Source organism: Rothia sp. HMSC061E04, from assembly GCF_001813685.1.
GTDB classification, from domain to species: Bacteria; Actinomycetota; Actinomycetes; order Actinomycetales; family Micrococcaceae; genus Rothia; species Rothia mucilaginosa.
Genome location: NZ_KV813706.1, coordinates 380,783 through 398,432 on the forward strand (window position 1 = coordinate 380,783; position 17,650 = coordinate 398,432).

12 protein-coding genes and 1 tRNA gene are annotated in these 17,650 nt (G+C 60.6%); 4 read left to right on the forward strand and 9 right to left on the reverse strand.

Translation table 11 applies throughout. The features are described 5' to 3' along the window. Positions 1 to 353: 353 nt before the first annotated feature. Positions 354 to 1,355 (forward strand): NAD-dependent epimerase/dehydratase family protein, encoded by a 1,002-nt coding sequence (locus HMPREF2927_RS08355; RefSeq protein ID WP_070687099.1) that lies wholly within the window; start codon positions 354 to 356, stop codon positions 1,353 to 1,355. 161 nt (positions 1,356 to 1,516) lie between these two features. Here the strand turns inward: HMPREF2927_RS08355 and HMPREF2927_RS08360 are convergent, their stop codons facing one another. From HMPREF2927_RS08360 to argS, 9 genes are all read right to left on the reverse strand, one after another. Then, positions 1,517 to 2,704, reverse strand: coding sequence for an L-threonylcarbamoyladenylate synthase (locus HMPREF2927_RS08360; RefSeq protein ID WP_070687101.1), 1,188 nt, complete (start codon positions 2,702 to 2,704; stop codon positions 1,517 to 1,519). A 169-nt stretch (positions 2,705 to 2,873) separates the two neighbouring features. Beyond that, positions 2,874 to 3,782 carry a peptide chain release factor N(5)-glutamine methyltransferase gene (gene prmC, locus HMPREF2927_RS08365; protein ID WP_070687103.1) on the reverse strand — a complete coding sequence of 303 codons (909 nt, stop codon included), beginning with the start codon at positions 3,780 to 3,782 and terminating at the stop codon, positions 2,874 to 2,876. Between the two features lie 133 nt (positions 3,783 to 3,915). Beyond that, positions 3,916 to 4,998 (reverse strand): peptide chain release factor 1, encoded by a 1,083-nt coding sequence (gene prfA, locus HMPREF2927_RS08370; protein WP_005506482.1) that lies wholly within the window; start codon positions 4,996 to 4,998, stop codon positions 3,916 to 3,918. Positions 4,999 to 5,140: 142 nt separating this feature from the next. Continuing rightward, entirely contained in the window at positions 5,141 to 7,294 is a 2,154-nt protein-coding gene (gene rho / locus HMPREF2927_RS08375) for a transcription termination factor Rho (protein WP_070687105.1), read from the reverse strand. A 512-nt stretch (positions 7,295 to 7,806) separates the two neighbouring features. Continuing rightward, positions 7,807 to 8,775: a homoserine kinase gene (gene thrB, locus HMPREF2927_RS08380; protein WP_070687107.1), complete on the reverse strand. Its 969-nt coding sequence runs from the start codon at positions 8,773 to 8,775 to the stop codon at positions 7,807 to 7,809. 123 nt (positions 8,776 to 8,898) lie between these two features. After that, positions 8,899 to 9,999 carry a threonine synthase gene (gene thrC, locus HMPREF2927_RS08385; protein WP_060823649.1) on the reverse strand — a complete coding sequence of 367 codons (1,101 nt, stop codon included), beginning with the start codon at positions 9,997 to 9,999 and terminating at the stop codon, positions 8,899 to 8,901. A 166-nt stretch (positions 10,000 to 10,165) separates the two neighbouring features. After that, entirely contained in the window at positions 10,166 to 11,455 is a 1,290-nt protein-coding gene (locus HMPREF2927_RS08390) for a homoserine dehydrogenase (RefSeq protein WP_005506489.1), read from the reverse strand. A gap of 302 nt (positions 11,456 to 11,757) precedes the next feature. After that, positions 11,758 to 13,278, reverse strand: coding sequence for a diaminopimelate decarboxylase (gene lysA / locus HMPREF2927_RS08395; protein ID WP_070687109.1), 1,521 nt, complete (start codon positions 13,276 to 13,278; stop codon positions 11,758 to 11,760). An 82-nt stretch (positions 13,279 to 13,360) separates the two neighbouring features. Continuing rightward, positions 13,361 to 15,025, reverse strand: a complete 1,665-nt coding sequence (argS, locus tag HMPREF2927_RS08400) for an arginine--tRNA ligase (RefSeq protein ID WP_070687111.1) — start codon at positions 15,023 to 15,025, stop codon at positions 13,361 to 13,363. 74 nt (positions 15,026 to 15,099) lie between these two features. On the opposite strand from argS, the gene HMPREF2927_RS08405 reads away from it, so the two are divergent. The 3 genes from HMPREF2927_RS08405 (at position 15,100) to HMPREF2927_RS08415 (ending at position 17,609) form a co-directional block, all read left to right on the forward strand. Then, positions 15,100 to 15,173: transfer RNA gene (locus HMPREF2927_RS08405), tRNA-Arg, on the forward strand. Positions 15,174 to 15,396: 223 nt separating this feature from the next. Continuing rightward, the gene (locus HMPREF2927_RS08410; protein WP_044150576.1) at positions 15,397 to 16,344 is read left to right on the forward strand and encodes an NADP-dependent oxidoreductase; all 948 of its coding nucleotides are present in this window, start codon (positions 15,397 to 15,399) and stop codon (positions 16,342 to 16,344) included. A 14-nt stretch (positions 16,345 to 16,358) separates the two neighbouring features. Further along, a complete protein-coding gene (locus HMPREF2927_RS08415) occupies positions 16,359 to 17,609 on the forward strand; it encodes an alpha/beta hydrolase family protein (RefSeq protein ID WP_070687113.1) in 1,251 nt (416 codons plus the stop codon). Positions 17,610 to 17,650 lie beyond the last annotated feature (41 nt).

Genomic DNA, 17,650 nt, shown 5'->3' on the forward strand with positions numbered 1-17,650 from the left:
TGTTTCTCGCGCCCGCGGCATTCAACCGTGTGGATATATCGCTCAAAGAAAATATTCTACCTGTGGTCTCCACTAGAGAGTGAACCATCACCCCAAAAGACGCCCTATATGACAAATAAACAACCGAATTCAGTTGATTTATCCGTATAGCGGACGCACTGGTTCCCCCACTTGTGGGTATCCATCAAGCTATCAACTTCACAGCCTGTGTTTGCGCTGTGCACCCCGTGCGAAAAAACGACCAGAGACCGAATAAAACCCCACAAATTCCCCATAAAATGTTCAAATATGGGAAAGTTGAAATGACCCCATTTTTCCCCGCAACGTACGCGGGCTCGTGAGAGGTAAAAGAGATGTCCGAATCCAAGTGGAAAGTCATTGGCGCCAGCGGCTTCGTTGGTTCCTCCGTCGTCGCGCGTCTAAACGCAGAAGGTATCAGCGTCGACCCCATTGAGGCACCTCGACTCGCAACCCGAGCCCTTGACGTAGACAGCATCATCGACGAAGCAGACCAGGTTGAAGGCATCATCGACTCCCTCGCAGAAGCCTTCGCGGGCGCGCAGGTCGTCGTCAACGCAGCAGGCCTCGCGGCACCCAACATGCAGGATCTGCCCCCGCTCGTCGGCGCAAACGCCCTGCTTCCCGCCGTAATCGCCATCGCCGCGCAACGCACCGGCGTGCGCCGCGTCATCCACCTCTCCTCCGCAGCGGTACAGGGCCCGCGCCTCGTGCTGGATGACTCCGAAGAGACCAACCCGTTCAGCGCCTACTCCTTCTCCAAGGCACTCGGCGAAGAAGCGCTGCTCGACCTGCAGGACTACTTCCTCGAAGAGCACCCCGACAGCGCACCCGAACTGTGCATCCTGCGCGCAACCAGCGTGCAGGGCCGCGGCCGACGCACCACCGAACTCTTCGCCAAGATGGCATCCTCCCCATTCGCATCCGTTGCGGGTGCAGGCACCGGCAAGTCCCCGGTTTCCAGCGTGCACGCCCTCGCAGAATTCGTGGTCATGCTCGGCACCTTCCCCGGCGAGCTACCCACCATCGTGCTGCAGCCGTGGGAAGGCGCAACCGTCGCCTCCGCATCCGTGGATGCTGGTCGCCGCCACCCGCGCCGCCTGCCCGAATGGCTCTGCCGCGCAGCAGTCAAGGCGGGCTACACCGTCTCCGAGCTGATGAACGACAAGTTCGCAGGTTCCGTGCGCAAAGTCGAGGTCATGTGGTTCGGCCAGGGCATCGACGACTCCTGGGCACGCGAAAACAACCTTCTGCCCACCCCGCGCGTGCGTGAAGTACTGCGCAACGCCCACACCGCGCTGGGTAAGAAGAAGGACCGCCGCTTCGAGAAGAACTAGGTAGCGCGCGTGTTCTCCTAAAGGTGCACGACCTGAGGCACACACCCTAGTGGCGCACCTCTAGAGAGCTCATAACGAAAGGGAACCCCCGATATATCTGAACGATATATCGGGGGTTCCCTATACGTTTTTATGCTCCGGGCTCATACACGCGCAGAGGTTTAGAGGTGATCCTCCGGGGTGTCTTTCTGCTCGGTCTTTGCCTCAGCTTCAGTCTTGGTAGCCTCAGTCTTAGCTTCTGCCGGCTTAGCCTCATCCTTAGAGGAAGTCTCAATCTTCGACGCGCCAAAGACCAGCGCGCGAGCAGTATCAGCAGGAACCGGGTGGGTCTGCGGCTCATCCGCACGAACCGGCTTCGGAGTGTTGTCACGGTAGCCGCGCGAACGCTCCTGATCCACGCCAGTGCTGAAAGCAGAAGACAGAGCCGAAGTAGCGCCCAACAGGGACGCAGCGACAGAACCGGCAACCGGTGCCGAAGCGCGACGAGCAGGCTCACCGCTCACAGTGTGGGTGCTGTCCCACTGCTCGTACGCCTCATCCAGGTCAGCCTGCTCATCCAGAGCACGCTCAGAAGGAGTCGACTCAGACGACGCGGAAGAAGCAGCCTCAGCCTCCTCAACCTTACGAGCCGCTTGCTCGTCAGCCTCCGCACGAGTCAGGATGGTCGGAACGACCTCGCGCAGCTCCTCCACCGAAATCGCGCCCTCACGAACCACCACGTAGGGGAAGGAGGTGCAATCCAGAATCGTGGACGGTGCCGGGTCACGCTCAGTCACCACAACCACGCCGTCCTCATTCGGCTCAGACTCAAGCGGCTTAGGACGAGCGCCACCGTCAATCACCACGGCAACGTCCTCACCCAGGGAATCCATGGCGGTATGTGCGTCCAGTGCGGCTTCCTGACCGGTCTTGTTCGCGCTCGAAACCGCCAGCGGACCGTGCTCAGTCAGCAGCTTCAGGGCGAACTCATCATCGGGAACACGCACGGCAACAGTACCGCGGGTCTCACCCAAATCCCAGCTCAGCGACGGGTACGCGTGAAGAATCATAGTCAGTGCGCCGGGCCAGAAGCGACCACCCAGATCGTAAATATCGTCCGGAACGTCGTCGACCACGCCAGCGAGCGCAGCAAGATCAAAGATCAGCACGGGCGGCGGCATGGTGCGGTCGCGGCCCTTATCTGCCAGCAGCTTGGCAACGCCCTGATGCGAGAAAGCATCGGCGGCAATACCGTAGACGGTATCGGTGGGCATCACAATCGTGTCGTGCGCCTTCAGCGCCTCGCGGGCAGCTTCGATGGCCTCGCGGGTCTCAGTTTCAGTCGTTACGGGGTACAGCTTTGCAGTCACGGGTCTTATTCTCTCATGTTTTTCTGGATGCGGCGAGACACCGGCACCCACAACGCGCCATGTGGAAGCACTCTTCCGGGGGTTCACCATATTTCACCGGCTCTGAGCTGGCTGAGGAGGCGGACGCGTTGCCTTCACGCAGCCCGGCACGGGCTAGGTGGTGCATCTACTAGTCTAAAGGCTCTAGTGGGCGCGGTTTATAACCGACGCTATGACGCGGACGATTATTCAGGTCACGCACCGGGTAGCAGCCCTCGAAGCCGACACGCGCCAACAGCTCGGCGACGGCGTCTTCCTGGGTGTCGTCGTGCTCCATGATGAACAGGCCGCCGGGGGTAAGAAGCTCGAAGGCGCGGGCGGCAATTGCGGAGGGCATCTGCATGCCGTCCTCTCCCCCTCCGTACAGTGCCATGTCCGGGTCGTGCAGGGCGGCTTCCGGGTCGGCGGGTACGTTCGCTGGCGGAATGTACGGAGGGTTCGAGAGTACCGCGTCGAAGGTTCCGGCAAGTTCGGGCAGGGCGGTGAGGGCGTCCCCCTGTATCAGGTGCACGCCGAGCGGCTCCAGGTTCTTGCGGGTGTAAGGGATGGCGTCTTCGGAGAGTTCCACCGCGAACACCTGGGCGTTCGGCAGTTCGCTCTTGATTGCCGCGGCGATGGCGCCGGAGCCGGTGCACAGGTCGACGATTCGCGACCCACCGGGTGCAGTGTCAGTGCGTGCGGCCAGCACTTTGAGGGCTTCTTCGACGAGTAGCTCGGTCTCGGGGCGGGGTACGAACACGCCCGGTCCGACTGCCAGTTCTAGGCGGTAGAAGGGAGCGGAGCCGGTGATGTGCTGCAGCGGTTCGCGGCAGGCGCGGCGGGCGACCAGCGCTTCGTACTCTGCAACCTGTTCGGGGGTGAGCCGCTCCCCCATCAGCGCTGCGTGCTGGAGGCGCGAGCGTGAGCCGTCGTAGAGCAGATGCGCGGCGAGGAGCTCGGCGTCGACGCGGGGGCTGGGCACCTGCGCCAGTGCCGCGGTGGCGCGCGTGAGTACCTGCGCGAGTTCTTCTCCGCGCGGGTCGTGCACATTCACCTTCATGACCTCTCCTTTTCATCTCTCAACGCCTCAAAGCCTATCGCGGCATACAGGTGAGGGGCTCCACCGCCGTAGCGGCGAGCCCCTCACCAACATCTCACGTCGATTCAGCGAATCGGCACGAGCAAATACAGAATTACTTCTGTTCCTGGCCCACCTGAGCGAGGCGGTGCGCCTCATCCATCTCAATAGCGGACTGAACTACAGGCTCCAGGTCACCATTCAGCACAGCATCCAGGTTGTACGCCTTGTAGCCAGTACGGTGATCCGCAATGCGGTTCTCCGGGAAGTTGTACGTACGGATACGCTCCGAACGGTCCATGGTACGCACCTGCGAAGCACGGTGTGCCGCGTTCTCAGCGTCAATCTGCTCCTGCTGGTGCGCCAACAGGCGCGCACGCAGAACGCGCATCGCAGCTTCACGGTTCTGCAGCTGAGACTTCTCATTCTGCATCGCCACCACAATGCCGGTCGGAAGGTGAGTAATACGCACCGCCGAGTCAGTGGTGTTCACCGACTGACCACCGGGGCCCGAAGAACGGTACACGTCAATCTTCAGGTCGTTCTGGTTAATCTCGATTTCCTCGGGCTCATCCACCTCGGGGAACACCAGAACACCAGCAGCGGAAGTGTGGATACGGCCCTGAGACTCAGTCGCCGGAACACGCTGCACACGGTGCACGCCACCCTCATACTTCAGGTGCGCCCACACGCCCTCAGCCGGCTCATTCGAGGAGCCCTTAATAGCAATCTGGGCGTCCTTGTAGCCGCCAACATCGGTGCTGGTCGAAGAAATAATCTCAGTCTTCCAGCCCTTGTTCTCGGCATAACGCATGTACATGCGCAGCAGGTCACCAGCGAACAGAGCCGCCTCGTCACCACCGGCACCAGCCTTCACCTCAAGAATGACGTTACGGCCGTCATCCGGGTCACGCGGAATCAGCAGGCGGCGCAGCTTCTCCTGAGCAACCTCCAGCTCCTCCTCCAGACCGGGAATCTCCGCCGCGAAATCCGGATCCTCATCAGCCATCTCGCGAGCAGCCTCAAGGTCATCCTTCAGTGAAGTGTACTTGTTGTACGCAGTCACAATACCGGTCAGCTCCGCGTAACGGCGGCCCACACGGCGTGCCTTACCCTGGTTCGCCTGCACAGCGGGGTCAGCAAGCTGATTCTGCAGGTCAGTGTGCTCATCCAGCAGAACCTGAATAGATTCAAACATTCTGTTCTCTCTTCCATCTCCCGCACTTTACGCCGCACGGGCAGGCACTAGACATCTCGCACCCCACACAACAGGGATGCGCAAAACGAACGTCTCACGCGCCCCACCCACATGAGGAGGTGGGGCGCGTGAGATACGAGCCTTAGTCGACCAGACGCAGACCGTTCTTCTGAACCGTCAGAAGGAACTCCACGTTGCTTTCAGTCTTACGCAGCTGGTTGGTCAGAACGCCCAGAGCCTGCTCAGGCTCCATACCCGCCAGGGCACGGCGCAGACCCCACATAATCTTGATCTCATCCGGGGAGAGCAGATTCTCCTCGCGGCGAGTACCAGAAGCGTTAATATCAACCGCCGGGAAGATACGCTTATCCGCCAGCTGACGGGATAGGCGCAGCTCCATGTTACCGGTGCCCTTGAACTCTTCGAAGATCACTTCATCCATCTTCGAGCCGGTCTCAACCAGGGCGGTAGCCAGAATGGTCAGCGAGCCGCCCTCTTCAATGTTGCGGGCAGCACCGAAGAACTTCTTCGGCGGGTACAGTGCGGCAGAATCCACACCACCGGAGAGGATACGACCGGATGCGGGAGCCGCCAGGTTGTATGCGCGGCCCAGGCGGGTCATGGAGTCCAGCAGCACGACCACATCGTAGCCGAGCTCCACCATACGCTTCGCACGCTCAATAGCCAGCTCAGCCACGGTGGTGTGATCCTCAGCCGGGCGGTCGAAGGTCGAGGCAATAACCTCACCCTTAACGGTGCGCTGCATATCGGTCACTTCTTCAGGACGCTCATCCACCAGGACCATCATCAGGTACACGTCCGGGTTGTTCACAGTAATCGCGTTCGCGATGGACTGCAGCATGAGGGTCTTACCCGCCTTCGGCGGGGACACAATCAGACCACGCTGACCCTTACCAATCGGGGACACCAGGTCAACCACGCGGGTGCCCAGCTTCTTCGGGGTGGTCTCCAGGCGCAGACGCTCCTTGGGGTACAGCGGGGTCAGCTTCGAGAACACGCGGCGGTTCGCTGCTTCCTCAACGCTCTGACCGTTAATCGCCTCAACCTGAACCAGGGCGTTGAAACGCTGGCGGTTGTTCGACTCACCCTCGCGCGGCACGCGAATCGCGCCGAGCACGTGGTCGCCCTTACGCAGGTTGTACTTCTTCACCTGAGCCAGGGAGACGTACACGTCATTGGTGCCGGGCAGGTAGCCGGTGGTACGCACGAAAGCGTAGTTATCGAGGATGTCCAGAACACCCGAAATCGGTGCCAGCACATCGTCTTCGCTCAGACGAGGCTCGTTCTCCTCGCGGCGGCGAGCCTGCTTCTCAGCACGCTCAGCCTGACGGTCACGCTTGGAACGGCGCTCAGTGCGCTCGGCACGCTCTGCGCGTTCTGCACGCTCAGCAGCCTTACGCTCGGCACGTTCGCTACGCTCAGCATTGCGCTCTGCACGCTCCGCCTGGCGGTCACGCTTGGAACGACGCTCAGTACGCTCACCATCCTGGTCGCGGCGACGCTCACGGGTACGAGTACGCTTCGAGCTCTTCTCACCGTCAGGGGTACCAAAAGTCATGTCCAGGGCAGCGTTCAGGCTGTCCAGGCTCGCGGTGCCGTCAGCGGTAGCAGCCTTCAGCTCAGCCGAGTTACCGGGCAGGTCAACCTGCTCCGAACGCTCACCAATACGCTCAGCAGCCAGCTCAGCGCGCACATCCAGCGGGGGAAGCTCAGCGGGCTTCTCATCCTTACGGGTGCGGGTGCGGCGGGTACGCTTCTCCGGCTTCTCGTTATTCTCAGTCTTCTCGGACTTCTCAGCCGATGCGTCCTCGCCCTCAGCGGCGCGGCGAGCGCGCGCACGCTTCTGAGCGGGAGTCTCATGGCGGGAAGAACGGGTACGCTTCTCAGACTTTTCAGCCTTCTCAGCGCCCTCGGCGGGAGCCTCAGCAGCCTCCGCGTTTTCGGTCTTCTCAGCCTTCTCCACCTTCGCCTCAGCATCCTTCTGGGTGCGAGTACGGCGGGTACGGCGAGGGTTAGACTCCTCAACCTTCTCAGCAGCGGGGGTCTGGGCAGACTCAACGGGAGTCTCAGCCTTGGGCTCAGCAGGAGCGGCTACGGCGCCGCCACGCTGATGCTCCTCAAGAGCCTGAACCAGCTCAGCCTTCTTCAACTTCAAATAGCCGCGGATACCAAGCTGCTGGGCGAGGACACGCAGCTGCGCGACCTTCAAGTTCGCAAGTTCCGGTGCGGCAGCGGCCGTACCGTACTCATCGGTGACAACAATATTCTTTGCCAACTACAATTCCTTTGGTTATAAGCCCTGAAAATCTTCAGAATAAAGATCGGGCGAACGCTATAGCGCGGTCAAAGGCTTAGACACTGCCGAAAGAAAACAGCAGTCCGCACCTTCGACTCCCTCGAACCGCACTGGAGGCGGTTCGCGTCTCTTACCGTACCCGCTGATTCAGACACAGCGAGCACACACGGAAGATAAGGCGCTCTATCACAAATGTGGGCAAGCCCAAACCATCATCTCTAAGAACCATCTACATGAGATGAAGAGGACGGATTGGTCACTTTGAAAGGGCACCCGCCGCGAAACCGAACCTCCAGAAAAGTCTTCCCCTATGCGTCAGAAATAAAGAAAGACATGAATCCCAAAGGCACTCCCCCGAACCTTACCGGCTCCCGCCCAGATACAAAAGCATCTGAGGCATCAGGGGAAACGGAAGTACGTTACGAAGGATAGTATCGACGGTCTACATTGAACGACGGGCGAACCTCAACATAGGACGAACTAATAACGTCCTACTGAGTAACTATAACACCTTCAGTATCAATTTCAAGGGGAAGAACCCGCCAGTTCAAGCGGCGATCCACAATAGCGCTACCAGGGTGAGTCGCCTCAAACTCGGCAATCGCCTCCTGAACCTGTCGCACCTGCTCATCACCGTGCGCAAAGGTCAAAACAGTCGGGCCAGCGCCAGAAATCACCGCCGCAAAACCCTGACCGCGCAGGTACGCAACCAGCGCAGCCGACGGCTCCATCGCGGTCACGCGGTACCCCTGATGCAGGTAATCCACGGTCGCATCCATCAGGTACTCGGGAACATCAGAGAGAGTGCGCACCAGCAGCGCCGCACGAGCCGAGTTCGCCACCGCCTCAACATGGGGCATCTGCACAGGGATCAGCGAACGAGCAAGCTTCGTCGACACCTCATAATCAGGCACAGCCACCACAGGGTGAACCTCAGGATGCACCGGAATAATCAGGGTTTTCCAGTTACCCATCTCACCCCAGGACACCGACAGGTTGCCGTAAATCGCCGGAGCCACGTTATCCGGGTGGCCCTCCATATCGGAGGCGACCTGCAGCATCTGCTCACGGCTCAGACGGTGCGCCTCCGGCAGCAGACCACTCGCCGCAGCCACACCCGCCACAATAGCCGACGCCGAAGAACCCATACCGCGAGAATGCGGGATCTTATTATCAGCAATCAGCTTCACCGGCGGCAGTTCACCCAAACCAGCCGCCACAAAACCAGCCTTCATCGCCTGCAAAACCAGGTGGCTCTCGTCGTGAGGAACGTCCGCGCTACCCTCACCACTGAGCTCAAACTCCAGGCCGGATTCAATACGCTCAACAACCAGCTCATCATAGAAGCCAAGACCCAAACCCATGCTGTCATAGCCGGGACCCAGGTTAGCGCTCGTGGCGGGAACGCGAACCTTAACGGACGCGCCCACCGGAATATCAGAAATATGCAGGGAAGACATGAGAAGAACCTCGCGATCGGTGACGTAATGAGTGAATAGGTGAAAGATATAAAAAGGGGCTGTCATGCAGGTGCACCCCGCCCCGCAAACACGGGACGGAGTGCACATCGTAGTATGAATAGGCTAGTGCAAATCGAGAATATCTGCCACAGCAACCACGTCGAAGGGAGCCTTAGTCGGCTCAACCTTCACGCCGTTCACAGCCTGCAGAGCCCACTGCGGGTCCTTCAGACCGTGACCGGTCACGGTAATGACGATGGTCTTACCCTCGGGAGCTTCACCGGCGCGGTGCTTCTTCAGCAGACCCGCAACACCAGCAGCCGAAGCCGGCTCCACGAAGACACCCTCGCGGGCAGACAGCCAGCGGTGCGCCTCCAGAATCTCCTCATCGGTGACAGCCTCAATCACGCCGCCAGACTCATCACGAGCAGCTTCAGCCTTCTCCCACGACGCGGGGTTACCGATACGGATCGCGGTCGCAATGGTCTCAGGAGCCTCAATCGGGTGACCAGCAACGATCGGTGCAGCACCAGCAGCCTGGAAGCCCCACATGATCGGGCGCTTGGTTGCAACCGGCTCCAGAACCTTACCGTCACGGTTGGTGTAAGGCTCCGAGTACTCCTTGTAGCCCTTCCAGTACGCGGTGATGTTACCCGCGTTGCCAACCGGCAGCAGGTGGTAATCGGGAGCGTCACCCAGGGTGTCAACAACCTCGAACGAACCGGTCTTCTGGCCCTCAATACGGTAAGGGTTGACCGAGTTCACCAGGAACACCGGGTAGTTCTCGCTGAGCTTGCGAGCAATCTCCAGGCAGTTATCGAAGTTGCCGTCAATCTGAATGATGTCAGCACCGTGAGCAATAGCCTGAGACAGCTTACCCATAGAAATCTTGCCGTCCGGAACCAGCACTGCACAGCGCATACCAGCCTGCAGAGCGTACGCAGCAGCCGAAGCGGAAGTGTTACCGGTCGAAGCACACACAACAGCCTTCGCACCGTCACGCTTAGCGGCGGTCATCGCGCTGGTCATACCGCGGTCCTTGAACGAACCGGTCGGGTTCATACCCTCAAACTTCAGGTAAACGGTGTTACCGGTCTCAGCAGACAGTGCCGGCGCGTGAATCAGCGGGGTACCGCCCTCGCCCAGGGTCACCGCCTTCACATCGTCTGCGAAAGGCAGACGGTCACGGTACTCATTGATAACGCCCTGCCACACGTGTGCCATTGGCTTCTCCTTCAATCTTGGCGCCCCGCCCGCCGGACCTCCCATAGGTCCGGCGCGGTAGCGGGTACGCGGGTTCGTTCGTGAGCGATGCTTCTACACGCAAACATCGCAGGTTTAGTGAGCGGCGCGTGCCACACATCAGTTCGCGCTAAGTAATTCTCGGCGCTTAGTGCTTCTCAGACTCCACGCGGATGACCGAGTTCACCTCACGCACAGTGTCCAGCGCGTCAATCACAGCAATCGCACGGCGCAAATCAGCGTCCTTCGCAGAGTGGGTGACCATACGAATCTGAGCCACACCCTCCTTCGGGGCGGACTGGCGCAGAGAATCAACAGAAATACCGTGCTCAGTCAGGATGCGGGTAATGTTTGCCAGAACGCCCAGGCGATCCTCCACCAAAACACCCACCGAGTAGCGAGACACCACGTTATCCAGACCGGTTGCGTGCAGCTGAGCGTGAGAAGTCTCCGGAACACCGGGACCGCCCAGCACCAGACGACGAGCCAGGGACACGAAGTCCCCCAGAACAGCCGAAGCAGTCGGTGCGCCACCCGCACCGGGACCGTAGAACATCAGCTCGCCAGCGTTCTCCGCCTCAACGAACACAGCGTTGAACGCACCGTGCACGCCCGCCAGCGGGTGCTGACGAGGAATCAGGGTCGGGTTCACGCGAATGTTCGCGCCATTCTCACCCTCACGCTCGCAAATAGCCAGTAGCTTGATGACGTAACCATCAGCATCCGCGGCAGCAACATCATCAGCGGTGATGGAAGTAATGCCCTCGGTGTGCACGTCATCAATAGTGAACGTCGAGTGGAACGCCAAAGAAGCAACAATCGCAGCCTTCGACGCGGCGTCATGGCCCTCAACGTCAGCGGTCGGGTCAGCCTCAGCGTAGCCAAGCTTCTGAGCCTCAGCCAGTGCGTCCGCGAAGGATGCGCCGGTGGTGTCCATCTGGTCAAGAATGTAGTTGGTGGTGCCGTTCATGATGCCCAGAACGCGGGTCACACGGTCACCAGCCAGGGAGTCACGCAGGGGGCGCAGAATCGGGATAGCACCCGCAACAGCAGCCTCGTAAGAGAGCTGAGCACCGGACTCATCAGCGGCAGCCTGTAGCTCCACGCCGTGCTTAGCCAGCAGCGCCTTGTTGCCGGAGACCACGGACTTACCCGCCTTCAGAGCACGCAGAATGCGAGTGCGAGCCGGCTCAATACCGCCGGTCAGCTCGATGACCACATCCGCCGCATCAATCAGGGATTCAGCGTCGGTGGTGTACAGCGAGGGATCCGCATTCCAGTGGCGGGATGCATTAGTATCGCGCACAGCAATACCGATCAATTCCACGGGCGCGCCAATGCGCTTTTCAAGGACGGCATTATCCTCTACCAGGATGCGAGCAGCCTGGGAACCGACATTACCGGCACCAAGCAGTGCTACTTTGATCTTTTCAGCCACGATAGTCTCTTTCTACGGTCTGTTCCAGGTTCGCCCCGGAATCTCTTCGGGCTAAGGCACGGATACGGCGCAGAGCACGCACCCAACAACCACTTTATCAAGAGGCGGCGACGGGGCTGCAGCCTCAAGGTGCGACTTTTACTCTCTGAGATGAGGTTTCCCTCACAGTGATGAGGTGAACCTTATCTTCTGTCATGTTGTGAACGCACAAAACCGTGAAGACCCCGCCCGCAACCGTCACCTCACGGCACGCATTGTAGAAACGGGAACTTCACGGCTTTTCATGATGTCAGACAGGGCTCTTAGATTTCCGACCCCATATCCAGCGCCAACATATCCTCCTCACGCTGACGGCGAATCATCACGCGCGAAGGCTTACCCTCAGCAGTGGCAATCACCGGCGGGCGAGTCAAGAAGTTATAGTTCGAACCCAGCACATAGCAGTACGCGCCGGTCGCCGGAACCGCCAGAATATCGCCAGCCTGCAGGTCAGCCGGCAGGTAGCAGTAACGAACCACCACATCGCCAGACTCACAGTGCTTACCCACCACGCGAGAGAGCACCTGCTCCCCCGCCGGGGCACGATTCGCCAGGGTCACCGAATAATCCGATTCGTACAGCACCGGGCGGGCGTTATCGCTCATACCGCCGTCCACCGAAACATAGCGGCGCACGCGAATCTCGCCATTCTCATCCTCAATGCTCACGTTCTTAATGGTGCCGACCGTGTACAGAGTCGCACCCGAAGGACCAGAAATAGAACGGCCCGGCTCAAACGACATGTGCGGAATCGCCATGCCCAGGCGCTCGCAGGTTGCCGCGACGGAAGCGGCAATCGACTCGGTCACCTCGGTAATGGAGCGGGGGCGATCCGCCTCGGTGTAGCCGATGCCGTAGCCGCCGCCCAAATCCAGCTCCGGCAGGGTCACGCCCAGGTCACGGTTGAGGCGGTTCATGAACTCCAGGGCGGTAGTAGCCGCCTGTTCGAAGCCCTCCGCCTCAAAAATCTGCGAACCAATATGGCAGTGAATACCGCGAAAATCCAGGGAATCGGTTGCATTCAGAATCGCGGCAGCCAGAGCCGCGTAAGAATCAGTAGACTCAACACCCCAGTGCTCCAGCTCCTCCTCATCCAAACCCGCGAGCGCTGCGGTGCCGGGCTGCAGGGACATGCCGAACTTCTGGTCCTCGTGCGCGGTCGCAATGGACTCGTGGGTCGAAGCATGCACGCCGGGGGTGATGCGAATCAGCACCGGAACCGGGGCGTAGGGTTCCTCGCCCTCCGCCACACGCTCGGCGGCAAGCTCGGCGTACACGCGCTCAATGAGCTTGAGCTCGTCCACCGAGTCAGCCACCACGCGGCCCAGGCCGTTGCGGATCGCGCGGGCAATCTCAGCCTCCGACTTGTTGTTGCCGTGCAGGGCGATGTTCGCGCCGGGCACCTGTGCGCGCAGAGCCAACGCCAACTCACCACCGGAGGCGGTATCCAGGCACAGGCCCTCCTCAGTCGCCCAGCGTGCCACAGCGGTGGACAGGAACGACTTACCGGCGTAGTAGACGCTCACCTTCGCACCGTGCGTGGCGAAAGCCTGCTCAAAAGCGGTGCGGTAGGCGCGGGCGCGGGCGCGGAAGGTCGTCTCGGAGAAGACGTACTGCGGGGTTTCGTGCTCAGCAACCAGGTCGCTGACGGTCACGCCGTCAATGCAGAGCTCGCCCTGCTCATTGCGGGTAAAGGAATCCGTCCAGATGGTGCGGGACAGGGCTTCGGGGTGCTCGGGGTAGGTGAGCCATTCGGGGGCGTAGAGGGCGCGGGCTTCGCTCATCGTGTCTCTTTCTTAGCTATCTTGCCGGCATACGCTCAACCCCCGCCCCGGTAGCACCGGGTCGGGGGTTGAAACGAGAGTATTACATGCGCTCGGGTGCGCTCACACCCAGCAGGTTCAGGCCGTTAGCCAGCACCTGCTGTGCCGCGTTGTTCAGCAGCAGGCGGGTACGGTGCAGGTCGGTGACCTCTTCATCAGCCTTGGGGGTGACGCGGGAGACACCGTACCAGCTGTGGTACGCCGAAGCGAGCTGCTCCAGGTAGCGGTTCACACGGTGCGGCTCGTAGAACTTCGCGGCATCACGCACAGCAGCGGGGAACTGGCCGAGTACAGCCAGCAGCTCGCCGTCAGCAGCCGAGTCGAGCAGGGAGGTGTCCACGCCGTCCTCAACCTTCACGCCAGCCTCCGCAGCATTACGTGCCACAGCGGCGGTGCGTGCGTGAGCGTACTGCACGTAGTAGACCGGGTTCTCGTTGCTCTTGGAGGTCAGCAGGCCCAGGTCAATGTCGATGGGGGTGTCCACCGAGTAGCGGGTCAGCTCGTAGCGTGCCGCGTCAACGCCAACAGCCTCGACCAGGTCCTCGAGGGTGACCACGGTGCCGGCACGCTTGGACATGCGGACGGGCTTGCCGTCCTTGACCAGGTTCACCAGCTGACCGATCATGACCTCAATCTGGTCGGCGCGGTAACCAAGAATCTGGGCGATAGCCTTCAGACGGCCCACGTAGCCGCTGTGGTCAGCGCCGAGCATATAAATCGCCACGTCAGCGGGGTTTACTGCACGGGTCATCTTGTCCTGGTAGTAGGCGATATCACCCGCCACGTAGGCGTGGTTACCGTCAGACTTAATGACCACGCGGTCCTTGTCGTCGCCGTAGTCGGTGGTGCGCATCCACCATGCGCCGTCAGCCTCGAAGAGCTGACCGTTCTCGCGCATAGCGTCGAGCAGGGCGTCCACCTTGCCGCCTTCGAACACGGAGTTCTCGTGGAAGAACACGTCGAAGTGAGTACCGAATGCCGCCAGGGACTCCTTGATCTGATCGAACATCAGGTGAGTACCGATTTCGCGGAAAATCTCTTCGGGGTTCTCAGCCTCAAGCGCGTCGGGGCGCTGAGCCAGAATCTGGTCCTTAATGTCAACAATGTACGCGCCAGCGTAGCCGTCCTCGGGGGTCTCCTCACCGCGAGCAGCGGCAATCAGGGAGCGCACGAAACGGTCAATCTGGGTACCGTGGTCGTTGAAGTAGTATTCACGCACGACGTTAGCGCCCTCAGCCTCAAGGACGCGGGCGAGCGCATCACCGACGGCAGCCCAGCGGGTGCCACCCAGGTGGATGGGGCCGGTGGGGTTCGCGGAAACGAACTCAAGGTTAATGGTCTTACCAGCGAACTTGTCGCTGCGACCGTATGCTTCACCAGCCTCAACGATGGTGGCGGCAAGCTCACCAGCAGCTGCGGCGTCCAGGGTGATGTTCAGGAAGCCGGGGCCAGCAATATCTACGGATGCAACACCGGCGATGGCGCCAATCTTCTCTGCCAGAAGAGCTGCTACCTCACGCGGGTTCTTGCCCACCTTCTTGGCGAGCTGCAGAGCGACGTTAGTTGCCCAGTCGCCGTGTTCACGGGACTTGGGGCGCTCCACTCGGACGGCGGGCAGTTCAGCGCCCTCCACGAGGGTCAGCTGGCCGGAGGAAATGGTTTCTTCAAGGGCAAGCGCAATGGCTTCAGAGAGTTCTTCAGGAGTCATAACAAACTATTCTAGCAAGCCTTGGCAGGTACCTGACCCTTTATCTAGTGCTTATCTGATACCATAGGTGGGTTGCCTCTGTAGCTCAGCGGATTAGAGCACCAGTTTCCGGTACTGGGGGTCGAAGGTTCGAATCCTTTCAGGGGCACGATGTTCTTATTCGAGAGGGAACACGGGAGCCGATATCCGAGGCGTATTGTTCGGGTATCGGCTCCTTTTTATTTAACGGTCATGCCGGGCAGCTTCAACCTCAGAGGGTGGACACTACCCGCCTGCCTATTGTGGCAACGCTAACAGCCTTGAGAGAATGGGAAAACGCGCACACCCGTCACATCAGCACGGCTTCAAGCCACAACAGCGGAGGTAACCCGATGACCACCATGCGCCAGATTCAGCTCACCGAATGGGGCGACGAAAGCGTTCTGCACGAAGCAAACGTGCCTATCCCCTCGCCGGTGCGCGGTCACGTGCTCATCAAAACGGTTGCCGCCGGTGTCAACCCGATTGATGTGACCACTCGCAAGGGTCTGGGTCCCGCCGCTCAGCTGGCGGATCCGTCGTACAAGCCCTTCGTGCCCGGCTGGGATGTTGCCGGCACCGTGGTTGCTACCGCCGGCGACTACACGGGTTTTAAGGTGGGCGACGGCGTATTTGGTCTTGTTTCTTTCCCCTCCCCCGCCGGTGCGTACGCCGAGTATGTTCTCGCCCCGGCGCATCAGCTGGTGAAGGTGCCCGCCGATGTTCCCTGCGCGCAATTGGGTGGCGCTCCCCTGGCGGCGCTGACCGCATACCAGGCGCTCTTCGAAGTGGCGCGTTTGAAGGAAGGCGAGCGCGTACTCATTCACGCCGGTGCCGGAGGCGTCGGCCACCTCGCCGTTCAGCTGGCGGCGCAGGCTGGCGCTCAGGTTTTTGCGACCGCCTCCGCGGCAAACCACGAGTTTGTGCGCTCGCTGGGTGCCCAGCCCATTGATTACCGCACCGAGGATTTCCGCGCCGTACTGGGCCAGACCATGGATGTGGTGCTCAATTCCACTGGTCAGCAGACCTTCCTCGATTCGCTGGAGGTGCTGGTTCCCGGCGGCCGTATTATCACCCTGACCAGCCCCGACCCGCTGGATGTTGCGCGTGAGCGCGGCTTCGAGGCGCAGTGGCTGACGGTTCACCCGGACCGCACGCAGATGCAGGAGATTGCCCGTCTCATGTCCTTGGGCCTGTTGAAGGTGCACGTGGATCAGGTGCTTGATTTTTCGCAGGCTGCGCAGGCTCATGCCCTGGTTGCGACGGGTCGCACCCGCGGCAAGATTGTACTGGTTCCCTAGCGAGGTGCTGATTCATGCAGATTTCTGAGAGCGCGCCCACCGTTGAGGTCGCATTGAACGCTGAGGACGCGCCGAATGTAGAGGGTGCACTGACCACTGAGGGCGTGCCAAAGGTTGAGAGCACCGAGTACCGCTCCGGTTTTTACCGCGAGGCGGGCTTTTACGACGCCCACTCGTTACCCGACTACGGTGCGCAGTCGCCGGTAACTCGCGAGGCGTTCGCCTACGATTTCTTCCCCGCGGCTGCTGATTCTTCAACTGCCGAAACTTCAGCTACCGAGCCTTCTTCCCCCGCGCCGTTGCTGGTGTGGGTTCACGGTGGCGCCTGGCGTTTCGGCACCAACCAGGCCCTACGCGACACTATCCTGCGCGCCCCTTCCGGGGAGCAGCCCAATACCCAGGCGCTCATGCGCGCCGCTTTTCAGCAGGCGGGCTGGGCGGTCGCGTCCATCAACTACCGGTATTCGCATCAGGCGCTCTTCCCGGGTGCCCTGCACGATGTGAAGGAGGCGGTGCGTTTCTTCCGCGCCAACGCGCACGAATTCGGTATTGATCCGCAGCGCATTGCGGTAGCGGGCGGAAGCGCGGGCGGGCACCTGAGCATGATAGTTGCGTATACGGGAAATTCCTCCGTTGAGAATTCCGCCGCCGGTAACTCTGTATTTGGGGATTCTGCGAGTGCACCCGAACACGCCGAGCACGACGAATACTTCGAGGGCAGGGCGGCGAGCGCCTACCCATCCCATAGTTCACGGGTGGTTGCGGCGGCTTCGTTTTACGGGGTCAGCGATTTGAGGACCATCTTCACCGATCGTCCTCTGGCTGGCTATGCCCTCGATCATCCCGAGGATGACGGGGCTGAATGGCGACTGTTGGGAAGCACCCACCCCGTACCCTCAGATCTGTCGGCTGTCGACGCTTCCAAGGGAGAGCGGGCGGTTCCGGGTGTCAGCATCGAGCGCGCCCAAAAGAACTGGGAGCGTGCGCATCCTATTGATGCGGTACGCCCCCAGAAACGAGCGAATAAGATCGAAAGTGCCTCTGCACAGGAAGTGAGCGGCGGTGCCACTCCCCTGATGCTCGTGCACGGTATTAGTGATTCGTGTGTGCCGTACCAGCAATCGGTGCGGGTGTATCAGGCGCTGCGCACGCGGCAGGTGCCTACCGATTTGGTGCTGGTTCCGGATGCCGAACACGGGGATTCGCGCTGTTTTAGCCCCGATATTGTTCAGCAGATGCTGCGATTCTTCAACCGCATTGTATAGCTCAACTGCGCTATCTGAACCGTACTGTCCGGTCTGGGTGA